This is a genomic window from Arthrobacter mobilis (assembly GCF_012395835.1).
In the GTDB taxonomy this organism is placed as follows: domain Bacteria; phylum Actinomycetota; class Actinomycetes; order Actinomycetales; family Micrococcaceae; genus Crystallibacter; species Crystallibacter mobilis.
In genome coordinates this window covers 83,854-103,397 of record NZ_JAAZSQ010000007.1, presented here as the reverse complement: position 1 = coordinate 103,397, position 19,544 = coordinate 83,854, and the positions used below count along the sequence as shown (strand labels likewise).

The window sequence follows — 19,544 nt, the reverse complement described above, 5'->3', positions numbered from 1 at the left end:
TGAGAAAGTGCAAACGTGAGTGGAGCAGAGCTTGTCATCATCGCGACGGTGATCGTTGTTGCCTCATGCTTGCAGGGAGCAATCGGATTCGGGCTGGGGCTGATGGCAGCCCCGGTGATCGCACTGATCGACCCCACACTGCTTCCAGGGTCCCTCGTGCTGCTCGCTGCCGGTGCCACCACGCTCGGTGTCATTCGTGATCGCACCACCATAAACTTCGCCGGGGCCGGCTGGGCTCTCCTAGGACGCGTCCCGGGAACGGCGCTCGGCGCTCTATTGGTCGTTATCCTGCCCGCCCGCGGACTGGCGCTGACACTTGCAGGCGCTGTGCTTTTCGGAGTCATGCTCAGCATCTGCGGTTGGCGCCCAAAGCCCCGCCCCCTCACTGTTGCAGCCGCGGGTGCGGCTTCAGGGATCCTCGGGACAGCCACATCCATCGGCGGTCCCCCAATGGCCCTGGTATGGCATGGCTCGTCGAAGTCCCAAATGCGAGGCACCATGAGCGCCTTCTTCCTGGTGGGTGCCATCATGTCCCTGACCGCCCTTGCCTGGGTGGGCGCGTTGGACCACCGCACGCTGATATTCGCCGCGCTGCTGGCGCCGGCAATGATTTTGGGATTCGCCCTATCGCGCATACTCAACCGGCGTTTGAACCGACGCCGCATCCGGCACGTAGCCTTGAGCGCGTCCACACTGGGAGCCATCCTCGTTCTTCTCCAAGCGCTGTAAAAGCACAGTGCCCGCGCGGACGACTCCTCCGATGCTTAATTGGCTGAGTCACGTCCATGCACCGACGTGTTCGGGAGTGCAGACGCCGACGGCGACCCACGGCAGAGCTGGTGTGAGGCTCTTTCCCAAGGCTCAATGCGTGAGCCCTGCTACCCCACACGGTTCCATCTACTGTCCGGATGCTGAAGGCACGCCTGTCGCATAAGCCGGGTGCTCCACCGACTCGCTAAGATCTGAAAGTTTATGCATGCGGCGGAATGACGGCTGCTCCTTAAACCAAAGCTCTATCGCAGCTCGTTCGTTCCGCCTCATGCTGATAGAGCATCGCTTTTATTCAGTCATCCACACAACTGATTGTCATGGTCACGGTTATCGGCGAAACAGTAGCCCGCCAGAAAGCGGTCTTATTCACCTGCGAGGTGATTGCCAAGAGCATGAGGACGCAGTTTTCATGGTCGAGATCTTTCCCTTGGAGGACCGAGTGCACTTCTAGGAGCAGGGACTGGCCAAGATTGAACTTTTGAAGTGCCTGGTCATCTGCAAAGGCCTCGGGTGGAGCGGGTGTAGCTCCACCCGCGACAGTTACTTGCGCACGATGACCTTAGGGCATCACGTCGCCGAGTTCGGTCCCAGGGTTTGGCCGACGTACAAGTTCCCGTCCGGGTCGCTGGCCAGCAGGACCGCTGTGGGTGCCATCTCGTCCGGATTGCCGAACCGCCCCAACGGCAGCTCAACAGCCTTTTGGGTTTTCCACGCGTCGCTCATCCGCTGGGTCAGTGGGGGTATTGATCGGTCCCGGGGCGATGGCGTTGACCAGCACGCCGTGCCTTGACACTTCAAATGGCCGTGATGCACTTGTTTGACCCGAAAACGTCCGCAAGCCTGGTGGACCGCTGCTTGCCCGGTGCCTTGGGAAAGGCGCCGGACGGTTCGGCGGCGGCCCCGTTATGGAGTACCGCCGCCGAACCGTCCGGGGTGGGCCGTTGCGGGCCGGTCAGCCGGCCGCGGCCTTGACGGCCAGGACCGGGCATTCTGCCTGCAGCAGGATCCGCTGCGCCGTGCTGCCCATGATCAGCTTGCCCACCGGGGTGCGCCGGCGCAGGCCGATCACGATGAGCCCGGCACCGTGGGATTCGGCCGCGTCCAGGACTTCGTCCGCGGCGTCGTGGCCGCGCAGCGGCTGCAGCAGCACATGGTCGACCCCTGCCGCTTCCAGCCGGCGGGCCAGGGCCTCGGCCCCGTCGGCCTGGACGAACCGCTGGTCCACATAGGCGTCGCCGCGGGAGGAATTGATGACCACCAGCCTGTCCTGCCTGTTCCGCGCTTCCGCGATGGCCCGTTCCAGGGCGGCTTCGCCCTCGGGGGTGGGGATGTATCCGACGACGACGCTCATGGCCTCTCCTTAATGCGCTCGTCAACGTGCTCGTCCTGAGGGGAAGCAACAGGGCGCAGGTTCTGCCCGCCGGCAGGGGCATCCAGGTCCGTGCCGGGCACTGCCGCGGGCTGATCCGCAGCCGCCGTTTCCGGACGCGGACCACGGGTTTTCCGCAGCACGAAGGCGAGCAGCGGCCAGGCCAGGACCAGCGCCGCAACGATGTAGACACCGACGGCGATGGGCTCACTCCACAGGCCGGACACGTCCCCGCCGCTGAGCTGCAGGGCCTTGCGCAGCTGCTCCTCGGCGCGCGGGCCGAGGATGACGCCGATGATCAGCGGCAGCACGGGCAGCCCGTAGCGGCGCATGGCGAAGCCGAGCAGGCCGAGCACCAGCAGGATGACCAGGTCGAACGCCTGCAGGTTCACCGCGTAGGCACCCAGCGTGGCGAAGAACAGGATGCCGGCGTAGAGGTACGGCCGCGGCAGCTGCAGCAGCTTGGCCCAGACCGGCGCCAGCGGCAGGTTGATCAGCAGCAGCAAGGTGTTGCCGATGAACAGGCTGGCGATCAGCGCCCACACCAGTTCCGGCTCGTTGTCGAACAGCAGCGGCCCGGGCTGGATGCCGTACTGGACGAAGGCGGCCAGCATTACGGCGGCGGTGGCGTTGGTGGGCAGGCCGAGGGCGAGCATCGGGGTCAGGGTGCCGGCGGCCGCCGCATTGTTGGCCGCTTCCGGCCCGGCAACGCCCTCGATGGCGCCGTGGCCGAATTCCTCCGGGTGCTTGGAGAGCTTCTTCTCGGTCACGTAGGAGAGGAAGGTCGGGACCTCCGCGCCGCCGGCCGGCAGGGCGCCGAACGGGTAGCCGTAGGCGGTGCCGCGCAGCCATGGCTTCCAGGACCGCTTCCAGTCCTGCTTGCCCATCCAGGGCCGGCCCACCGGAATGGTCGACAGCGGCTTGCGCCGCAGGTGGGCGGCGATCCAGAGCGCCTCGCCGACGGCGAAGATCGCGACGGCGACGACGACGATGTCCAGCCCGTCCACCAGCAGCGGCTGGCCGAAGACCAGGCGCTGCTGTCCGGTCACCTTGTCCAGGCCGACCAGGCCAATGGCCAGGCCCAGGCCCAGGGAGGCGAAGCCGCGCAGCTTGGAGGAGCCCAGCACGGCGGTCACGGCGAGCAGTGCCAGGACCATGATGGCCAGGTAGCTGGGGGCGCCGAGGCTGACGGCGAAGTCCACCACCATCGGCGTGAACGTCACGAGCAGTGCGGTGCCGATGGTGCCGGCGACGAAGGAGCCGATGGCCGCCGTCGCCAGGGCCTGCGCGGCCCGGCCGGCCTTGGCCATCCGGTGGCCCTCGATGGCCGTGATGACGGTGGCGGACTCGCCCGGGGTGTTCAGCAGGATGGAGGTGGTCGACCCGCCGTACATGCCGCCGTAGTAGATGCCGGCGAACATGATGAACGCGCTGGTCGGCTCCAGTCCGTAGGTCACCGGCAGCAGCAGGGCCACGGCCATGGCCGGGCCGATGCCGGGCAGCACGCCCACGGCGGTGCCCAGCAGCACGCCGATGAAGGCGTAGAGCAGGTTAAGGGGAGTTGCCGCCGTCGAAAATCCCTGCATCAGCAGGTCGAACGTCTCCATTTAGAGCACTCCTTGCAGCAGTCCGGCCGGCAGGCTGATGCCCAGGCCGAGGTAGAAACCGTAGAACGTGCCCAGGGCCAGGACGACGGCGATGATCGCGTCCCGGAGGTAGCGGCGGCTGCCCAGGGCCCAGGCGCTGCCCCAGAACAGCAGGGTTCCGGAGATCACCCAGCCGACGGTGTCGACCAGGACGATATTGAGCACGAACGCGCCGATCAGCGGGACCACGGTCCGCCAGTCGGTGGGATGGGACAGGTCCACGTCTTCGCCGCTCTCGGCCTCGCCCTGGCCGCCGCGCAGCACGTTGACGGCCAGCAGCACCGCGCAGACCAGCAGCAGACCGCCGACGATGAACGGCATGGTCTTCGGTCCGACCGGGTCGGCCTGCGAATACGGGACGGACAGCGAGAGCCCGTCGAGGATGACGGCCGCGCCGACCACCCCGAGCAGGGCCGCGAGGCCCAGCTCGGAGCGGCCTTTCAGCCGGGAAACCAGCTGATTCACGCAAGCCCCAGCTCAGACAGGACACTGGCCACGCGCTCGTCCTGCTCCTTCAGGAAGGAGGTGAACTCATCGCCGGTGACGAAGGCATCGCTCCAGCCGTTGTCCGCGAGGGCCTTCTGCCATTCGGGAGTGCCGTGCATCTTCTCCAGCGCGTCAATCCACTTCTGCTTGTCTTCCTCGCTGGTCTGGGGCGGGGCAACGATGCCGCGCCAGTTGGTGAACACGAGGTCGATGTTGGATTCCTTCAGGGTCGGCGCGTCGACGCCCTCGAGGCGCTCTTCGCCGCTGGTGGCCAGCACGCGGATCTCGCCCTTCTTGATCTGGTCGATGTACTCCCCGGCACCGGAAGCCGCGAAGCCGAGCTTGTTGCCCAGGATGGCCGGCAGCAGGTCGCCGCCGCCGTCGTAGGACACGAAGTTCACGTCCTTCGGATCAATCCCCACGGCCTGGGCCAGCTGCATCGGCAGCAGGTGGTCCGGGCCGCCCGGCGAGGAGCCGCCGCCGACGCTGACCTTGCCCGGGTTTTCCTTCCAGGCCTTCACCAGGTCGTCAATAGTCTTGTAGGGCGAGTCCTTGGACACCATGATGGCGCCGGGTTCCTGGACCAGGCGGGCCAGCGGGGTGGTTTCGGTCAGCTTCGCCTCGGAGTCGTTGGTGTAGCTCGCACCGACCACGCCCAGGCCCATCAGCATGGCCAGGTCGCCGTTGCCCTTTTCGTTGACTGTGCGGGCCAGGCCCACCGTGCCGCCGGCACCGGCCAGGTTGAAGACCTCGATATTGGAGGCGATGTCGGTCTCCTCCATGACCTTCGCGGCCACGCGGGCGGTGGTGTCGTACCCGCCGCCGGGCGTATTCGGAACCATGATGCGCAGGTCGCTGACGGGGCCCCCGGCAGCAGCCGAGTTGCCGGCGTCGCTGCCGCTGCCCGATCCGGTGACGCCGCAGCCGCTCATGGCCAATGCCAGGCCGGCAGCAGCGGCGGCCAGGCGGAACACGTTGTTTCTACGCATGGAAATCCTCTTCTCAAAAGTGGTGGAGTTCACTCACCGTAAAACGGGATGTGACCCAGGGCACGTTTGCGTTCTCAAAGAAAATTGAGTTCATTGTGTTCACGCCCGGATGCCCGTCCTGCCGGGGCAGAGGATATAGTTCACCCGACAAACAGGTGGCCCCGGCGGCGAGTCCGGGTCCAGCAGGAGGGATCAGAGTGGATCAGCATGCCGGCGGCCGCGCGAATAAACGGCGCCGCGGCCTGACGCTGGCCGGGCAGTACCTTGTCCTGCAGCTGCTGATCGTCACCGTGGTGCTGATCGGCGTCGTCGCCCTCTCCCTGGCGCAGTCCGCCCAGGCGTTCGAACGGGTGGAAGGCCGCAGGGCCCTCTCCGCCGCCGAATCCCTGGCTGCCACACCGGTGGTCCGCGCGCTCCTGCCGGATGCCAAACCCGGCTTCGGCGCGGCCCTGCCCGCCGTGGCCGAATCCGTGCGCACCGTCTCCGGTTCCCGGTTCGTCATCCTGGCCAAGTCCGACCGGACCATCCTGACCTCGCCCGACCCGGCCCAGCTCGGTTCCAAGCTGCCGCTGGGCGGCAGCCGCGTCCTGTCCGGAAGGGCCTGGACGGGGCCGGTGGCCGTGGGCGGCCGAACCTACCTCGCCGCCCATGTGCCGGTGCTGGACAACAGCGGAAAGATGGTCGGCATTGCCGCAGTCGGACGCGAATACCCTTCGGTCCTCGAACGGCTCGGCGAGGCCGCCCCGAACCTGCTGACCTACCTGGGGGTTTCCCTCGCCCTGGGCGGCACCGGCTCCGTGCTGCTGGCCCGCAGGGTGAAACGGCAGACCCTGGGCATGGAACCGGACGAAATCGCCGGCCTCGTCGAGCACCGTGAAGCCATCGTGCACGGGGTGAAGGAAGGCGTCATCGCCCTGGACCCCGAGGATCGCGTCACCCTGGCCAACGAGAGCGCACGCCGTCTGCTCGACCTCCCGCCCGACTGCCTCGGCCGCAGCCTGGACGAACTCGGCATCCAGCCGCAGCTGCGCGAGGTCCTGACCACCGACCAGCCGGACCCCGACCGCCTGGTCCTCGTGGGCGAGCGCGTGGTGGTCTCCAACCGCATGCCGCTGCGCTCGCACGGCAAGATCATCGGCTCCGTCACCACGCTGCGCGACCGCACCGAGCTCTCGTCCCTGGAAAAGGAGCTGGGCACCACCCGCGCGACTACGGATATGCTGCGTGCCCAGACGCACGAATTCGCCAACCAGCTGCACACTATTTCCGGCCTCATCCAGCTGCGCGAGTATGACGAAGTGGTCAATTTCGTCAACGGGGTCAGCCTGAGCCGGACCCGGCTCTACGACGACGTCACCCACCGGATCCACGATCCGGCGCTGGCCGCGCTGCTCATCGCCAAGGCCAGCCTCGCCTCCGAGCGCAACGTGGCCCTGCAGCTGACAGAAGGTTCGGCCCTGGACCGCGTGGACGAGGGCCTCTCCCGGGACCTGACCACGGTGGCCGGGAACCTCATCGACAACGCCATGGACGCCGTCGGCGGTACCGCGGACCCCAAGGTGCGGATCACGGTCACCGATGACGCGGACCAGATAGTCGTCATGGTGCACGATTCGGGCCCGGGGATCGCCGCCGGACGAATGGATGACATCTTCCGGCAGGGGTTCACCACCAAGACCTCCGCCAACGACGGCGGCAGAGGATTCGGCCTGGCCCTCACCCGGCTAATATGTCTCAGGCGCGACGGCGAGGTAACCGTCCACAACGACAACGGCGCGGTGTTTACCGCCCGGATGAAGAAGCAGAGCCACCGCTGATGATCAAGGTCCTGATAATCGATGACGACTTCATGGTCGCCAAAGTGCATGCCGGATTCGTCCGGCAAATGCCCGGCTTCACAGTCGCCGGCGTGGCCCACACCGGCGCCCAGGCCCTCGAGGCGGTCCGGCGCCTGCACCCGGACCTGGTGCTGCTCGATATCCACCTGCCCGACATCAGCGGCCTGGACCTGCTGCAGCAGCTGCGCGAGGCGGCGCCCGAACTGGACGTGCTGATCATCAGCGCCGCCCGGGAAATGGACACCGTGCGCCGGGCGCTGCGCGGGGGCATCGTGCACTACCTGATGAAGCCGTTCTCCCAGGAGGACCTGCGCGAACGGCTCGAACACTACCAGCAGGCCTACCGGCCGCTCGCCGCCGCGAAAAGCACCGCCGACCAGTCGGACGTGAACCGGGTGTTCGGCGTCAGCCGCACCGAACGCCCGCTGCCCAAGGGCTGCAGCGTGGAGACCCTGCAACTGGTCGAGCAGCTGCTGCGGAAGACCGAAACGGACCTCTCGGCGACCGAAGCCGCCGAGCTGCTGGGCACGTCCCGGGTCAGCGCACGCCGCTATCTGGAGTACCTGAGCGAGGAGGGCCGTGTGGAGGTCCGCCTGCGCTACGGCGGGGTGGGCCGGCCCGAACGCCGCTACGCCTGGCGGCAGGCCGGCTGAACCCGCCCAGCCGTACGGCGGCGGGCATGGCTTCCAAACTGTTTCAATCCGATCAGTCCTCGGCTCCGAAGTACTCCTGACAGCCCGCGCCGCCTAAGACGGCAGGGACCACAGCGGCGGCCCGCACAGGCCGCCGGAGGACAGGAGATGCCACCATGCTGGCTACCCAGAAGAAACTGACCGCAGTGCTTGGCCTGGCCGCCGCCGCAACCTTCGGGCTCACCGCCTGCAGTTCCGGCGGGTCCGGAGCTGCGGAAAATGCCCCGGACGAAACGTCGATGAGCTCGCCCACCGCGGAGAGCAGCCAGGCGGCCATGGACCCGGCGGCCAACCTGGTGGGCCCGGGCTGCGCCGACTACGCCGCGCAGGTGCCGGACGGGGCCGGCTCGGTCGAAGGCATGGCCCAGGACCCGGTGGCCGTGGCTGCCGCGAACAATCCGCTGCTGACCACCCTCACGGCCGCGGTGTCCGGCAAGCTGAACCCGGACGTGAATCTGGTGGACACCCTCAACGGCGGCGAGTTCACTGTCTTCGCCCCGGTGGACGAGGCCTTCAAGGCTATCCCGGAAAAGACCATCGAGTCTCTGAAGACGGATTCGGACACGCTGACCACGATCCTGACCTACCACGTGGTGCCGGGCCAGCTGTCCCCGGACGAGATGGCCGGCGAGCACGAGACCGCCCAAGGTGCCGCAGTGCAGGTCTCCGGCAGCGGGGACGGACTGAAGGTCAATGATGCCAACGTGATCTGCGGCGGCGTGAAGACCGCCAATGCCACGGTGTACCTGGTCGACTCGGTCCTGATGCCTCCGGCCAAGTAACGGCTTCGGCACAGGTGCGGCGGGGAGGGTGACCAATGGCGGGCGGCCATGAGAACGTTGAGCATATGCGCCTACCGTGGCTGCGCGCCGTGGCACCGGCCCCGCCGCCAACCCATGAAGACCTCATCCGCCGCGTCGCCCTCGGTGACGAGGCGGCCTTCGAGGCACTTTACGATGCCGTCTCCCCGACGGTGTTCGGCCTGGTCCGCCGGATTGTCCGCGACCCGGCCCAAAGCGAGGAAGTGACCCAGGAGATTTTCGTGGAAGTGTGGCAGCAGGCCACGCGCTTCGACGCCGACCGGGGCAGGGCGCTGTCCTGGATCCTGGTGATGGCCCACCGCCGCGCGGTGGACCGTGTGCGGGCCAGCCAGGCCAGCACCGAGCGGGACCTGCGCCAGGGCATCAAGGAGTACCAGGACAGCTATGACGATGTCCAGGAGAGCGTCGAAACCAAGCTCGAAGCCGAACGGGTACTGAAGGCGATGGAAAGCCTGACCGCCGCACAGCAGGAGGCGATCCGGCTGGCCTACTACGGCGGCTATACGCACCAGGAGGTGGCGAACCTGCTGCGGGTGCCGGTGGGAACGGTCAAGACGCGCATCCGGGATGGCATGATCAGGCTTCGGGACAAGTTGGGAGTGGCGTGATGGACGAACAGCTGCACCTGCTGACCGGCGCCTATGCGCTCAATGCCGTGGACGACGTCGAACGTGCCGCCTTCGAACGGCACGCGCTGGAATCCGAGTCCACGCTGGAGGAAGTGCGCAGCCTGAGCGAAACCGCTGCGCTGCTCGCCTACGGCACCGAGGCTGTCCAGCCGCCGGCCCGGGTCAAGGACAATGTCATGGCCGCCATCCGGAACACCCGGCAGCTGCCGGCCCCGGCGGTCGTACGCGACCTGCCGGCCACCGGCACCTCGGCCCGGTCCCGCGCCCGGAGGCGCGCGCTGCCGGCCGGCGCCGTGCGCGCCCTGGCCGCAGCCGCGGCCGTGCTCCTGCTGGCCGTCGCCGGCCTGGGCGGCTGGGTGCTCGGCCAGGCCGCCCAGCAGCGGCAGCTGCAGCAGCAGCTGGCGGCGGCGTCGCGGGAGCAGGCGGCGATGATGCAGATTATCTCGGCCAAGGACGCGCGGCTGGCCACCCAGCGCATGGACGGCGCGGTGGTCACCGTCGCCTATTCCGGCTCGGCGGACCAAGCTGCGGTCATGGCCCACGGCCTGCCACAGCTGCCGGAAGACAAGGGCTACGAGCTCTGGATCATTTCCGGTGACGACGCGGTGCCGGCCGGGATGCTGACCGCTCCGGCCGCCGATGCGCCGCGGATGAAGGTCCTGGAGGGCGGTCTGGCCGGCGCCACGCACGTGGGGATCACCATCGAACCGGCGGCCGGGTCGGCCAAGCCAACCAGCCCGCCGATCATGCTGCAGGAACTTTAAGTGTTCCAATCCGGATGACCGTCCGGCTCCGAAGTACCGGTGCAGGAGAACCTGCGGGCCGCCGGGCCCGCAGGTACCGGATTAAGGAGAGAACCATGACCGCTTCGAATATCGCCCAGCGCCGGCGCACCGCAGTGCAAACCGCAGCAGCGGCTGTCGGCGCCGCCTTCCTGCTGGTCGGCGTCCTCGGGTTCATCCCGGGCGTCACCAGCAACTACGGCGAACTGTCCTTCGCCGGGCACGAATCCGGGGCCCTGCTGCTGGGCATTTTCCAGGTCTCCGTGCTGCACAACATCGTCCACCTGCTCTTCGGCATCGGCGGCCTCGCCCTGGCCAGGAGCGCAGCCGGCGCCAAGGGGTACCTGCTCTTCGGCGGCGCGGTGTACCTGGTGCTGTGGCTGTACGGGATGCTGATCGGCCACGGCACGCCGGCCAACTTCGTCCCGGTGAACACCGCGGACAACTGGCTGCACTTCGTCCTGGGCGCCGCCATGATCGTGCTCGGCAGCGTGCTGGGCCGCCGCGTGGTGCGCTGAGGCCGGGCGCTGCCCGGAAAGGAACTGATCCCGATGGAAACGGTGGAACGACGGCGGACGGCCAGCCGGTGGCCGGGAGTCCTGGCCGGGGTGGTGGCAGCGGCTGTCCTGTTCGGGACGGCACAGCTGGCCGCGGCCTTCTTCGGCCCGGCGGCCATGCCGCTGGCCGCCGTCGGCTCCACCTTCATCGACTTCACCCCACCGTGGCTGAAGGACTTCGCGATCGCGACCTTCGGCACCGCGGACAAGCTGGTGCTGTTCATCGCCATGGGCGTGGTGGCCGCACTGCTGGCAGGCCTGGCCGGGCTGCTGGCCCGGCGCCGCTGGAGCCTCGGCGCCGGGCTGGTGGTGGTGCTGTCCGTGGTGATCGGCGCCTGCGTGGCAACCCGTTCCGGTGCCTCGGCCCTTGACCTGGTCCCGACGGTCCTGGGCACTGCCGCCGGGCTGGCCGCCCTGCGGCTGCTGGCCGGCAGGGCCGCGGCTGCCGACAGCGCGCCGGCCGACGGCGGCCCGGAATCCTCCCAGGCGGTGGGCCGGCGCAGGTTCCTGGCGAGCGCGGCGCTGCTGGCCGGTGCCGCCGCCGTCGTGGGCGCCGGCGGCAGCGTCCTGTCCGGCGTCCGCAATGCGGCGCGGGCGGTGCGTGAGGCGCTGCGGCTGCCGGCCGCTGCCTCCCCCGCTGCCCCGCTGCCGGCCGGCGTGCAGGCCCCGGTCCCCGGCGTCGTCGATTTCGTGACGCCGAACCCGCAGTTCTACCGCATCGACACGGCACTGATCGTGCCGGAAGTCGACCCGGCCGGCTGGAGCCTGCGCGTGCACGGGATGGTGGAGGAAGAATTCACGCTGCGCTTCCAGGACCTGCTGGAGGCCGAGCTGACCGAGGCATACGTGACCCTGACCTGCGTTTCCAACGTGGTCGGCGGCGACCTGGCCGGCAACGCGAAGTGGCTGGGCTACCCGCTGCGGCAGGTGCTGGCCCGGGCGAAGCCGCTGCCCGGGGCGGACATGGTGCTCTCCACCAGCATCGACGGCTTCAGCGCCTCCACGCCGCTGGACGTGCTGCAGGACGACCGGGACGCGCTGCTGGCCATCGGCATGAACGGGGAACCGCTGCCGCTGGAGCATGGCTTCCCGGTCCGGATGGTGGTCCCGGGGCTGTACGGCTACGTGTCCGCCACCAAATGGGTGGTGGACCTGGAAGTGACGCGGTTCCAGGACAAGGCCGCCTACTGGACCACCCGCGGCTGGTCCGCGCGCGGGCCGGTCAAGACGGCCTCGCGGATCGAGGTGCCCAGACCGCTGGCCCGGGTGCCCGCCGGCCGGGTGGCCCTGGGCGGGACTGCATGGGCGCAGCACCGCGGGATCTCGCGGGTGCAGGTGCAGCTGGACAACGGCGGCTGGCGTGACGCGGAGCTGGCGGCCGAGGCCTCGGTGGATACCTGGCGCCAGTGGTTCTACGTGTGGGAGGACGCCCGGCCGGGCAGCCACCAGGCCCGGGTGCGTGCCTGGGACGGCCGGGGCGAACTGCAGACGGCCGAACAGGCCCCGCCCGTCCCCGACGGGGCCAGCGGCTGGCACACGCTCACGTTCACCGTGGAGTAAGCGGGCCGGCGCGGCTTCGTCAGTTCGTCCCGGGTTCCCATCTCGACGGCGCGCAGCCGAATTCGCGGGTGAAGGCGCGGTTGAAGGTGGCCGGGTCGCCGAAGCCGCAGGCCGCCGCGACCGCGGCGATGGACTGGCCGGTGGCCGCCCGGGCCGGCAGCAGGGCGGCGGCCCGCTGCAGCCGCTGGGTCCGGACGAAGGCCGCCGGGGTCTGGCCGCCGGCCGAGAAGAGGGCATGGATCTTGCGCACCGACACGTGATGGGCGCGGGCCAGGTCCTCCACGGACAGCCCGGGGTCGGCCAGATGCTCCCTGATGTAGGAATGCACCGCCGCCAGCAGCACCTGGTCGCTGTCCCAGCCGGCATGTCCGAGGCCGGCGAACGAGCGGAGCACCATCGAGAGCAGGTCCGCTGCCGTCCCGCCCAGCTCCTGCCGCGTCCCGGCGCCGGATACGGCGTCCTCGGACAGCAGGCCGCGCAGGTAGCCGGCAAAGGCTGCCATGCCGGGCACCCGCCGGTCCAGGGTCCGGCCGCAGGCGTCGGCAATCAGCCGGTCCCGCACGCCCAGGCGCCGCCGGCCGATGCGCAGGACCGCCAGGTCCTGCCCGTGGTGCGGATGGTCCAGGACATAGGGCCGGTTGGTCTCGTAGAGGGCGGCAGCGCCCGGTGCGATCCTGGCGGTCCGCCCGTGCTGGCTGACCGTGCCGGAGGAGCCCAGCTGCAGCGACAGCAGCACGTCATCGCCGTCGTCGCGGCGCGTCAGGCGGTCCGTACGTTCCACCCGCACCGGCCCGGAGCCGATCCGGCACACGGACACATCCGGGGCGAGCGTGACGGGGGAAAGGGTGGCGGTGAAGGTGCTGCCCGGCGTCGTGCAGCGCAGCGGCACGAAGTGCCGGCCGGCGATCTGCTGCCAGGTGCCGATGTCGGCAGCGGAGATGACTGCCACCCATGCCTCCTCGATCCGCGGTCGGTCCGCCGGCGGGCCATACGGCCGCCGGGTTCCCGGAACTTTAGCAGGGCCTGCAGGAAACGCCCCGCCGTGTGCAGAAAACGTCAAGGACAGGCCTGTGACCTGAAACATACCGTGGAAACAATCCATTCCCACCCAGAAGAAGGAGTACCCAATGGCACCGACAGTGCGCGTGGCCGCCGTGCAGGCCGAACCGGTGTGGCTGGACATCGAGGGCACCACTGCCAAGACCGTGGAGCTGATCCGGGAAGCCGCAGCGGGCGGGGCGGACCTGATGGCCTTCCCGGAGACCTGGATCCCAGGCTACCCCGTGTTCCTGTGGTCCTACCCGGTGTACGAGCAGATGGAATTCGTGGCCCGCTACCACGCCAACTCCCCCACCTTGGACGGGGAGCACCTGCGCCGGATCCGCGAGGCCGCCCGGGACAACTCCGTCACCGTGGTCCTGGGCTTCAGCGAAAAGGACGGCGGCTCGCTGTACATGGCCCAGGCGGTCATCGGCCCGGACGGGCAGATCCTGCTGCACCGGCGCAAGCTCAAGCCCACCCACGCGGAGCGGACACTTTTCGGCGAAAGCGACGGTTCCGGCATCAAGGTCATCGACACCCCGGCCGGCCGGGTCGGGGCACTGAACTGCTTCGAGCACCTGCAGCCGCTGACCAAGTACGCCATGTACGCCCAGAACGAGCAGATCCACGTGGCCGGCTGGCCCTGCCTGGGCATCCTGGGCAAGGTGCCGGCGCTCAGCCCCGAGCCCATCATGGCCGCCTCGCAGACCTACGCCCTGGAGGGCAGCGCCTTCGTCATCACCGCCACCCAGATCATGTCCGAGGCCGGCGCCCGCCAGTTCCCCACCGCCGACGGCGGCCCCACGCCGGTCTACACCGGCGGCGGTGGATACGCCCGGGTCTACGGACCGGATTCGGCCCTGCTCACCGAGCCGCTGGACCCGGCCACCGAAGGCATCGTCTACGCCGACCTGGACCTGGCCCGGATCGACCTGGCCAAGAACACCGTGGACCCGGCCGGGCACTACGCCCGCCCGGACGTGACCCGGCTGCTCTTCGACGACCGCGCCCGCACGCCCATGGTCCGTCCCGGCGAACTCGACGGGGAGCTGTTCGCCCCGCTGCCCGAGCCTGAGCCGGCGCCCGCCGGCTGACCGTTTCCGCTCGGCGGAACGGCACCGGCAGGTGGGCGAGCTCTGGTAGACGCACTCGCCGAAGTGATGGCCGAAGGCACCCGCTGGAACCGGCTCACCGGGGCGCAGCCATCCTGGGCGAGCTGTTCCGCCAGGCCGCCGCAGCCCGCTGAAACTGGCAATTCTGCCGTTCCCCCACCCGTGGCTCCGGATAGGATCGGAACCAGGGATTCGAGGGAGGGATGGTCCATGACGGCAGGTGTTCCGGGCAGGCGCCGCACCGGCGTTGGCCGGGAGGTTCCGGCCCTGGCGCGCACTGCCGTGGAAGCCGGCGGCGTGGGCCTGGTCGACCATCCGCTGGCCGCCTTGGGGCCGGAGGACGTGGAGCTGAGCATTACGCTGTGCGGCCTGTGCGGGGCCGACGTCGTGGTCTACCAGGCGGATCCTGTCGTCGACTGGGTCGCTCCCGGAACCGTCCTGGGCCAGGAGGCCGTCGGCGTGGTCACCGCGACCGGGCTGCTGGTCCCGGACTGGCCGTCCCACGGCGACCGGGTGGTCCCGCAGGCAGTCGTCGGCTGCGGCCGCTGCGAGGCGTGCGTGGCGGACCGGCCGGAAGATTGCCCGCGGGGCAGCTCACTCGGCCTTGGCCGCAATGGCACGGCCGCCGGCCGCGCCATTGTCCCCTGGCGAAGCCTGCTCCCGGTGCCCGAAGGCCTGCCGGATACGACGGCGGTGCTCACCGAGCCCGCCTCCATCGCCTGGCGCGCCGCCGCCGTCGTCGGCCGGATCAGTCCCGGGGACCGGGTCGCAGTCTCGACCACGCGCGCGATCGGCCTGATCGCCGCGCTGGTGGCCAAGAGCCTGGGCGCCGACGTCGTGATGGTGGGCCGGGAGGGTCCGCTGCACGAGCGCCGGCAGATGCTGGCCGACAGCCTCGGCCTGCGGACCATCACCGATCCGGACCCGGACAGCGTCGACGTGTGGCTGGAGGCCTCCGGCTCCGGCAAGCAGCTCACGACCGCTGTGCAGGCCCTGAAGCCCGGCGGCAGGCTGGTCCTGGTAGCGGTCTATGCGACCGGAACCCAGCAGAGCGTCAAGACCATCCCGGGGAAGAAGCTCGAGGCGCTGATCAGCTACGCCTCGGGCCGGAAGGACTATGAGGCAGCCCTGCAGTTCCTGACTACCGTGCCTTGGCTGGGCGAAAAGCTGGTCAGGGTCTATCCCATGGACCAGGCGGTCCATGCGCTGCACCACTCGGCCGAGGGAACGGACGCAGAGGGCAATCTGCTGCTCAAGGCAGTACTGCGTCCGAACGGCTGAGCGCTGCGGCAGCGACTACCGTCCGGCCGGCTGCCGGCGCAGCTGCTGGGTGATCTTGTGGGCCTCCTCCAGCAGCAGCCGGCCCAGGAACTCCTGCCGCTCCGGGCGGAACCGCTGTTCGATCCCGGTCAGCGACAAGGCCCAGGCCGGCCTGTCGTTGCGGTCGAAGATGGCCGCGCCCATCCCCCAGCTGCCTTCCAGGATCAGGCCCGGGTTGACGGTGTACCCGGTCCTGCGGGTGGCTTCCAGGTTGGCCCGGATATTGCCGGCGCTGTGCGCGGGACCGAACCTTCCTTCCCGGGGCCCGGTGTCCGCGAGCAGCCGCTCCACCTCGTCCTCCGGCAGGAAGGCCATGATGGCCAGCCCGGCCGAGGCCACGCCGAGCGGGAAGCGCACCCCCTCGTGCAGCACGAAGGAGCGGACCGGGAAGCTGCCCTCCTCGCGGACCAGGCACACCGTTTCGTCGCCGCGGCGGATGGACAGGAACGCGCTTTCCCCGGTCTCGTCCGCGAGCCGGCGCAGGCTGGGGCGGGCCAGGTCCTCGATGGCAAAGCGGTTCGCGGCCACCGCGCCCATGACATACAGCTCGGGCCCCAGATGCCAGGTTCCGGTGTCGGCGCTGTGGTCCAGCAGGCCCTCGGCCGCGAGCGAAGTCAGCAGCCGGTGCACCGTGGGACGGGTCAGCCCCGAGGCCCGGACGATGTCCGGCAGCGCCGCCCCGCCGTCGGCTGCCCGCGCCACAATCCGCAGCAGCTGCGCCACCCGGCCCACCACCTGCGCTCCCTGCACCGGCTCTCCTGCCATCAGGTACTTCCTTCCCACCATGTCCTATCCACAATATGGACAGTTTACGGCACGCGGTCCACACTATGAGGGCCAATTTTCGGCGTTGTTGACGCACCGTCGGCACCGTGGCTAGTCTTCCGTGACATTGGATCGTCCACAAAGTGGACAGACACGGAACGACGGCAAGGGGCAGCAGATGTCAAAGCTTTGCGCAGACCCGGCGGCAGCACTGTGGGATGTGCTCGCAGACGGGATGACCGTCGCGGTGGGCGGTTTTGGTCTTTCGGGCATTCCGGCGGATTTGATCGACGCGGTGCGGGAGTCGGGGGTGCGGGACCTGACCATCGTGTCGAACAACATGGGGGTGGACGGCAAGGGCCTGGGCGTGCTGATTGAGTCCGGGCAGGTGGCCAAGGTGCTGGCCTCCTACGTGGGCGAGAACAAGCTGTTCGCCGAGCAGTTCCTGGCCGGGACGCTCGAGGTGGAGTTCAACCCGCAGGGGACCCTGGCCGAACGGCTGCGCGCCGGCGGTGCCGGCATCCCCGCCTTCTACACGAGGACCGGCGTCGGCACCCAGGTGGCCGAGGGCAAGCCGCACGCCGAATTCGACGGCGAACTGTACGTACAGGAGCGCGGCATCACGGCCGACCTCGCCCTGGTCCACGCGCACACCGCCGACACCGAGGGCAACCTGATCTACCGGTACACCGCCCGGAACTTCAACCCGGTGGTGGCCACCGCCGGGAAGGTGACCATCGCCGAGGCCGAGGTCATCGTGGCGCCCGGGGAACTGCACCCGGACCACATCGTGACCCCCGGGGTCTATGTCCAGCGCCTGGTGCAGGCCTCGAACCGCACCAAGGACATCGAGCAACGCACCGTCCGCCCCCGCCCCGCCGCCGTCGGCGCCTGACCCAACCGCTTTCAGAAGGAGAGAGACATGGCCTGGACCCGTGACGAAATGGCGGCCATTGCCGCCGCGGAACTGAACGACGGCGACTACGTGAACCTGGGCATCGGCATTCCCACGCTGGTGGCCAACAACCTGCCCGAGGGCGTGCGGGTGACCCTGCAGAGCGAAAACGGGCTGCTGGGCATGGGCCCGTTCCCCTACGAGGGCGAGGAGGATGCGGACCTGATCAATGCCGGCAAGCAGACCGTGACCATCCTGGACGGCGGGTCGGTCTTCGATTCGGCCACCTCCTTCGGCATGATCCGCGGCGGCCACGTCAAGGTCGCCATCCTCGGCGCCATGCAGGTCTCCGCGGCCGGGGACCTGGCCAACTGGACCATCCCCGGCAAGATGGTCAAGGGCATGGGCGGGGCCATGGACCTGGTCGCCGGCACCCCGCGTGTGGTGGTGCTCACCGAGCACACGGCCAAGGACGGCTCGGCGAAGATCGTCGAACAGTGCACCCTGCCGCTGACCGGCGTCGCCGTGGTGGACCGGATCGTCACCGACCTGGCGGTATTCGACATCACCAATTCTGCCCTGGTGCTGCGCCGCACCGCTCCCGGGCACGACGTCGATCAGATCCGCGCCCTGACCGGTGCCCCGTTCAGTGTGCAGCTCGAGGCGGGGGTGCCGGCATGAGCGCGCTGATCGCCGGGTATGCCCGGACGCCGTTCGCGCGTTTCAACGGCCGGCTCGCTTCCGTGCCCGCCACCGCGCTCGGGGCCCACGCGGCCACGGCCGCGCTGCGCCGGGCCGGGATCGCGCCCCAGGAGGTCCAGCGGGTCATCGCCGGGCACGTCCTGCAGGCCGGGGCCGGACAGAATCCGGCCCGGCAGACCGCCGTCGCTGCCGGCATCCCCCTGACGGTGCCGGCGCTGACGCTGAACGCGGTGTGCCTCTCCGGCATGGAAGCCGTCGTCGAGGCCGAGCGCCTGATCACCGGCGGAGAGGCCGACATCGTCCTGGCCGTCGGCCAGGAGTCCATGTCCCTGGCCCCGCACGTACTCGGTGCCCGCGCCGGCCAAAAGTACGGGGCAATGGAGCTGATCGACACGCTTGAGTTCGACGGGCTGACCGACGCGTTCGAGTGCCGCTCCATGGGGGCCTCCACCGAGGACGGCAACATCGAGCTCGGCCTGGACCGTGACGGCCAGGACGCCTGGGCCGCAGCCTCCCACCAGCGTGCTGCCGCGCACGCCGCCTTCCACACCGGCGAGATCGAGCCCTACACCATCACCTCGCGCCACGGCGGGACCGTGGTGGCCGACGACGACGGCGTGCGCGCCGACACAACCGCCCAAACGCTGGCCGGGCTGCGCCCGGCGTTCAGCACGGACGGCACGATCACCGCCGGCAACTCCTCGCAGATCACCGACGGGGCCGCCGCGCTGGTGCTCGCCAGCCCGGCCGCCGTCGAACGGCTGGGCCTGTCCCCGCTCGCCGCCGTCGAGTCGCACGCGCTGGTGGCCGGCCCGGACGTCCGGCTGCACAACCAGCCGGCGAACGCGATCCTCGCCGCCTTGGAGAAGGCCGGCGCCGCGCCGGCAGACCTCGCGGCGGTGGAGATCAACGAGGCGTTCGCCGCCGTTGCCGTGCAGTCGCTGCGCACCCTGGGCCTGGACGGCGGCACCGTCAATGCGCGCGGCGGGGCCATCGCCCTCGGCCACCCCATCGGAGCATCCGGGGCCCGCATCGTCGGGACCCTGGCCCGGCAACTGGCCGAACAGGGCCCCGGCACCCTCGGCGCGGCGGGCATCTGCGGCGGCGGCGGCCAGGGCAGCGCGGTCGTGCTCCGGTCCCTCTAACTAAGTGTTGGGAAAGTGTCCTGCGGGTGGTTGACTCTGACAGCCGGAGGAGGCCAGCGTGAAGGTATGGCAGGTTCTTCGCCTCGTCCCCACCCCTCGGATCTGACTGGCGAGCAGTGGGCCCTGATCGGGCCGCTGGTCCCGGCCAAGACCGGTGGCCGCCCCGCAAGGCATTCCCGGCGGCGGATCGTGGACGCGATCCTGTACGTGGACCGTACCGGGTGCGCCTGGCGGATGATGCCGCATGACTTCCCGCCTTGGGGCACCGTCTACTGGTACTTCCAGCGCTCGAACGCCGATGGCACGACCGGCGGGTCCACGACGCGCTGCGCGGGGCGGTCCGGCAGGCGGCCGGACGGGAACCTGCGGCCCGGGCGAAAATGCCCTTCCATCGTGCAGGTGTGGGCCGACGGCGGCTACGCCG

General features: G+C 69.5%; 20 protein-coding genes. 14 read left to right on the top strand and 6 right to left on the bottom strand.

Annotated elements, in window-relative coordinates:
- Positions 1–15: 15 nt before the first annotated feature.
- The gene (locus tag HGG74_RS09475) at positions 16–729 is read left to right on the top strand and encodes a sulfite exporter TauE/SafE family protein (RefSeq protein WP_168486105.1); all 714 of its coding nucleotides are present in this window, start codon (positions 16–18) and stop codon (positions 727–729) included.
- Positions 730–1,723: 994 nt separating this feature from the next.
- Here the strand turns inward: HGG74_RS09475 and HGG74_RS09465 are convergent.
- The 4 genes from HGG74_RS09465 to HGG74_RS09450 are packed head-to-tail and all read right to left on the bottom strand — an operon-like array spanning position 1,724 to position 5,261.
- Positions 1,724–2,122, bottom strand: a complete 399-nt coding sequence (locus HGG74_RS09465; protein WP_168486104.1) for a universal stress protein — start codon at positions 2,120–2,122, stop codon at positions 1,724–1,726.
- Positions 2,119–3,747 carry a tripartite tricarboxylate transporter permease gene (locus HGG74_RS09460; RefSeq protein ID WP_246262785.1) on the bottom strand — a complete coding sequence of 543 codons (1,629 nt, stop codon included), beginning with the start codon at positions 3,745–3,747 and terminating at the stop codon, positions 2,119–2,121. The genes HGG74_RS09465 and HGG74_RS09460 overlap by 4 nt, the downstream gene beginning before the upstream one ends.
- Positions 3,748–4,251, bottom strand: coding sequence for a tripartite tricarboxylate transporter TctB family protein (locus HGG74_RS09455; protein ID WP_168486103.1), 504 nt, complete (start codon positions 4,249–4,251; stop codon positions 3,748–3,750).
- On the bottom strand, positions 4,248–5,261 hold the full coding sequence (locus HGG74_RS09450) for a Bug family tripartite tricarboxylate transporter substrate binding protein (protein ID WP_168486102.1): 1,014 nt from the start codon (positions 5,259–5,261) through the stop codon (positions 4,248–4,250). The genes HGG74_RS09455 and HGG74_RS09450 overlap by 4 nt, the downstream gene beginning before the upstream one ends.
- A gap of 242 nt (positions 5,262–5,503) precedes the next feature.
- On the opposite strand from HGG74_RS09450, the gene HGG74_RS09445 reads away from it, so the two are divergent.
- The 7 genes from HGG74_RS09445 (at position 5,504) to HGG74_RS09415 (ending at position 12,140) form a co-directional block, all read left to right on the top strand.
- Positions 5,504–7,078 (top strand): sensor histidine kinase, encoded by a 1,575-nt coding sequence (locus HGG74_RS09445; RefSeq protein ID WP_168486182.1) that lies wholly within the window; start codon positions 5,504–5,506, stop codon positions 7,076–7,078.
- A complete protein-coding gene (locus HGG74_RS09440; RefSeq protein ID WP_168486101.1) occupies positions 7,078–7,752 on the top strand; it encodes a response regulator in 675 nt (224 codons plus the stop codon). Before HGG74_RS09445 ends, HGG74_RS09440 begins: the two co-directional genes overlap by 1 nt.
- A gap of 155 nt (positions 7,753–7,907) precedes the next feature.
- Positions 7,908–8,573 carry a fasciclin domain-containing protein gene (locus HGG74_RS09435; protein WP_168486100.1) on the top strand — a complete coding sequence of 222 codons (666 nt, stop codon included), beginning with the start codon at positions 7,908–7,910 and terminating at the stop codon, positions 8,571–8,573.
- Positions 8,574–8,608: 35 nt separating this feature from the next.
- The gene (gene sigK, locus HGG74_RS09430) at positions 8,609–9,220 is read left to right on the top strand and encodes an ECF RNA polymerase sigma factor SigK (RefSeq protein ID WP_376766129.1); all 612 of its coding nucleotides are present in this window, start codon (positions 8,609–8,611) and stop codon (positions 9,218–9,220) included.
- Positions 9,220–10,005 (top strand): anti-sigma factor, encoded by a 786-nt coding sequence (locus HGG74_RS09425; protein WP_168486099.1) that lies wholly within the window; start codon positions 9,220–9,222, stop codon positions 10,003–10,005. Before sigK ends, HGG74_RS09425 begins: the two co-directional genes overlap by 1 nt.
- 95 nt (positions 10,006–10,100) lie before the next feature.
- Positions 10,101–10,541, top strand: coding sequence for a DUF4383 domain-containing protein (locus tag HGG74_RS09420; protein WP_168486098.1), 441 nt, complete (start codon positions 10,101–10,103; stop codon positions 10,539–10,541).
- 33 nt (positions 10,542–10,574) lie between these two features.
- Complete coding sequence (locus HGG74_RS09415; protein WP_168486097.1) at positions 10,575–12,140, top strand: molybdopterin-dependent oxidoreductase; 1,566 nt, start codon at positions 10,575–10,577, stop codon at positions 12,138–12,140.
- A gap of 19 nt (positions 12,141–12,159) precedes the next feature.
- Here HGG74_RS09415 and HGG74_RS09410 read toward each other — a convergent pair whose 3' ends face one another.
- Positions 12,160–13,089 carry an AraC family transcriptional regulator gene (locus HGG74_RS09410; protein ID WP_168486096.1) on the bottom strand — a complete coding sequence of 310 codons (930 nt, stop codon included), beginning with the start codon at positions 13,087–13,089 and terminating at the stop codon, positions 12,160–12,162.
- Positions 13,090–13,267: 178 nt separating this feature from the next.
- Here HGG74_RS09410 and HGG74_RS09405 point away from each other — a divergent pair, with 178 nt between their 5' ends.
- Together HGG74_RS09405 and HGG74_RS09400 are read left to right on the top strand one after the other, a co-directional pair.
- Positions 13,268–14,275 (top strand): carbon-nitrogen hydrolase family protein, encoded by a 1,008-nt coding sequence (locus HGG74_RS09405; RefSeq protein WP_168486095.1) that lies wholly within the window; start codon positions 13,268–13,270, stop codon positions 14,273–14,275.
- 228 nt (positions 14,276–14,503) lie between these two features.
- Positions 14,504–15,574, top strand: coding sequence for an alcohol dehydrogenase catalytic domain-containing protein (locus tag HGG74_RS09400; protein ID WP_168486094.1), 1,071 nt, complete (start codon positions 14,504–14,506; stop codon positions 15,572–15,574).
- Positions 15,575–15,589: 15 nt separating this feature from the next.
- Here the strand turns inward: HGG74_RS09400 and HGG74_RS09395 are convergent, their stop codons facing one another.
- Complete coding sequence (locus tag HGG74_RS09395; protein WP_168486093.1) at positions 15,590–16,378, bottom strand: IclR family transcriptional regulator; 789 nt, start codon at positions 16,376–16,378, stop codon at positions 15,590–15,592.
- 178 nt (positions 16,379–16,556) lie between these two features.
- Here HGG74_RS09395 and HGG74_RS09390 point away from each other — a divergent pair, with 178 nt between their 5' ends.
- The 4 genes from HGG74_RS09390 to HGG74_RS09375 form a co-directional block, all read left to right on the top strand.
- Entirely contained in the window at positions 16,557–17,273 is a 717-nt protein-coding gene (locus HGG74_RS09390; protein WP_168486092.1) for a CoA transferase subunit A, read from the top strand.
- 27 nt (positions 17,274–17,300) lie between these two features.
- Positions 17,301–17,954 carry a CoA transferase subunit B gene (locus tag HGG74_RS09385; RefSeq protein WP_168486091.1) on the top strand — a complete coding sequence of 218 codons (654 nt, stop codon included), beginning with the start codon at positions 17,301–17,303 and terminating at the stop codon, positions 17,952–17,954.
- On the top strand, positions 17,951–19,120 hold the full coding sequence (locus tag HGG74_RS09380) for an acetyl-CoA C-acyltransferase (RefSeq protein ID WP_168486090.1): 1,170 nt from the start codon (positions 17,951–17,953) through the stop codon (positions 19,118–19,120). The genes HGG74_RS09385 and HGG74_RS09380 overlap by 4 nt, the downstream gene beginning before the upstream one ends.
- 66 nt (positions 19,121–19,186) lie before the next feature.
- Positions 19,187–19,544 (top strand): transposase (locus HGG74_RS09375; RefSeq protein WP_168486180.1); only part of this gene is annotated, 358 nt, incomplete at its 3' end.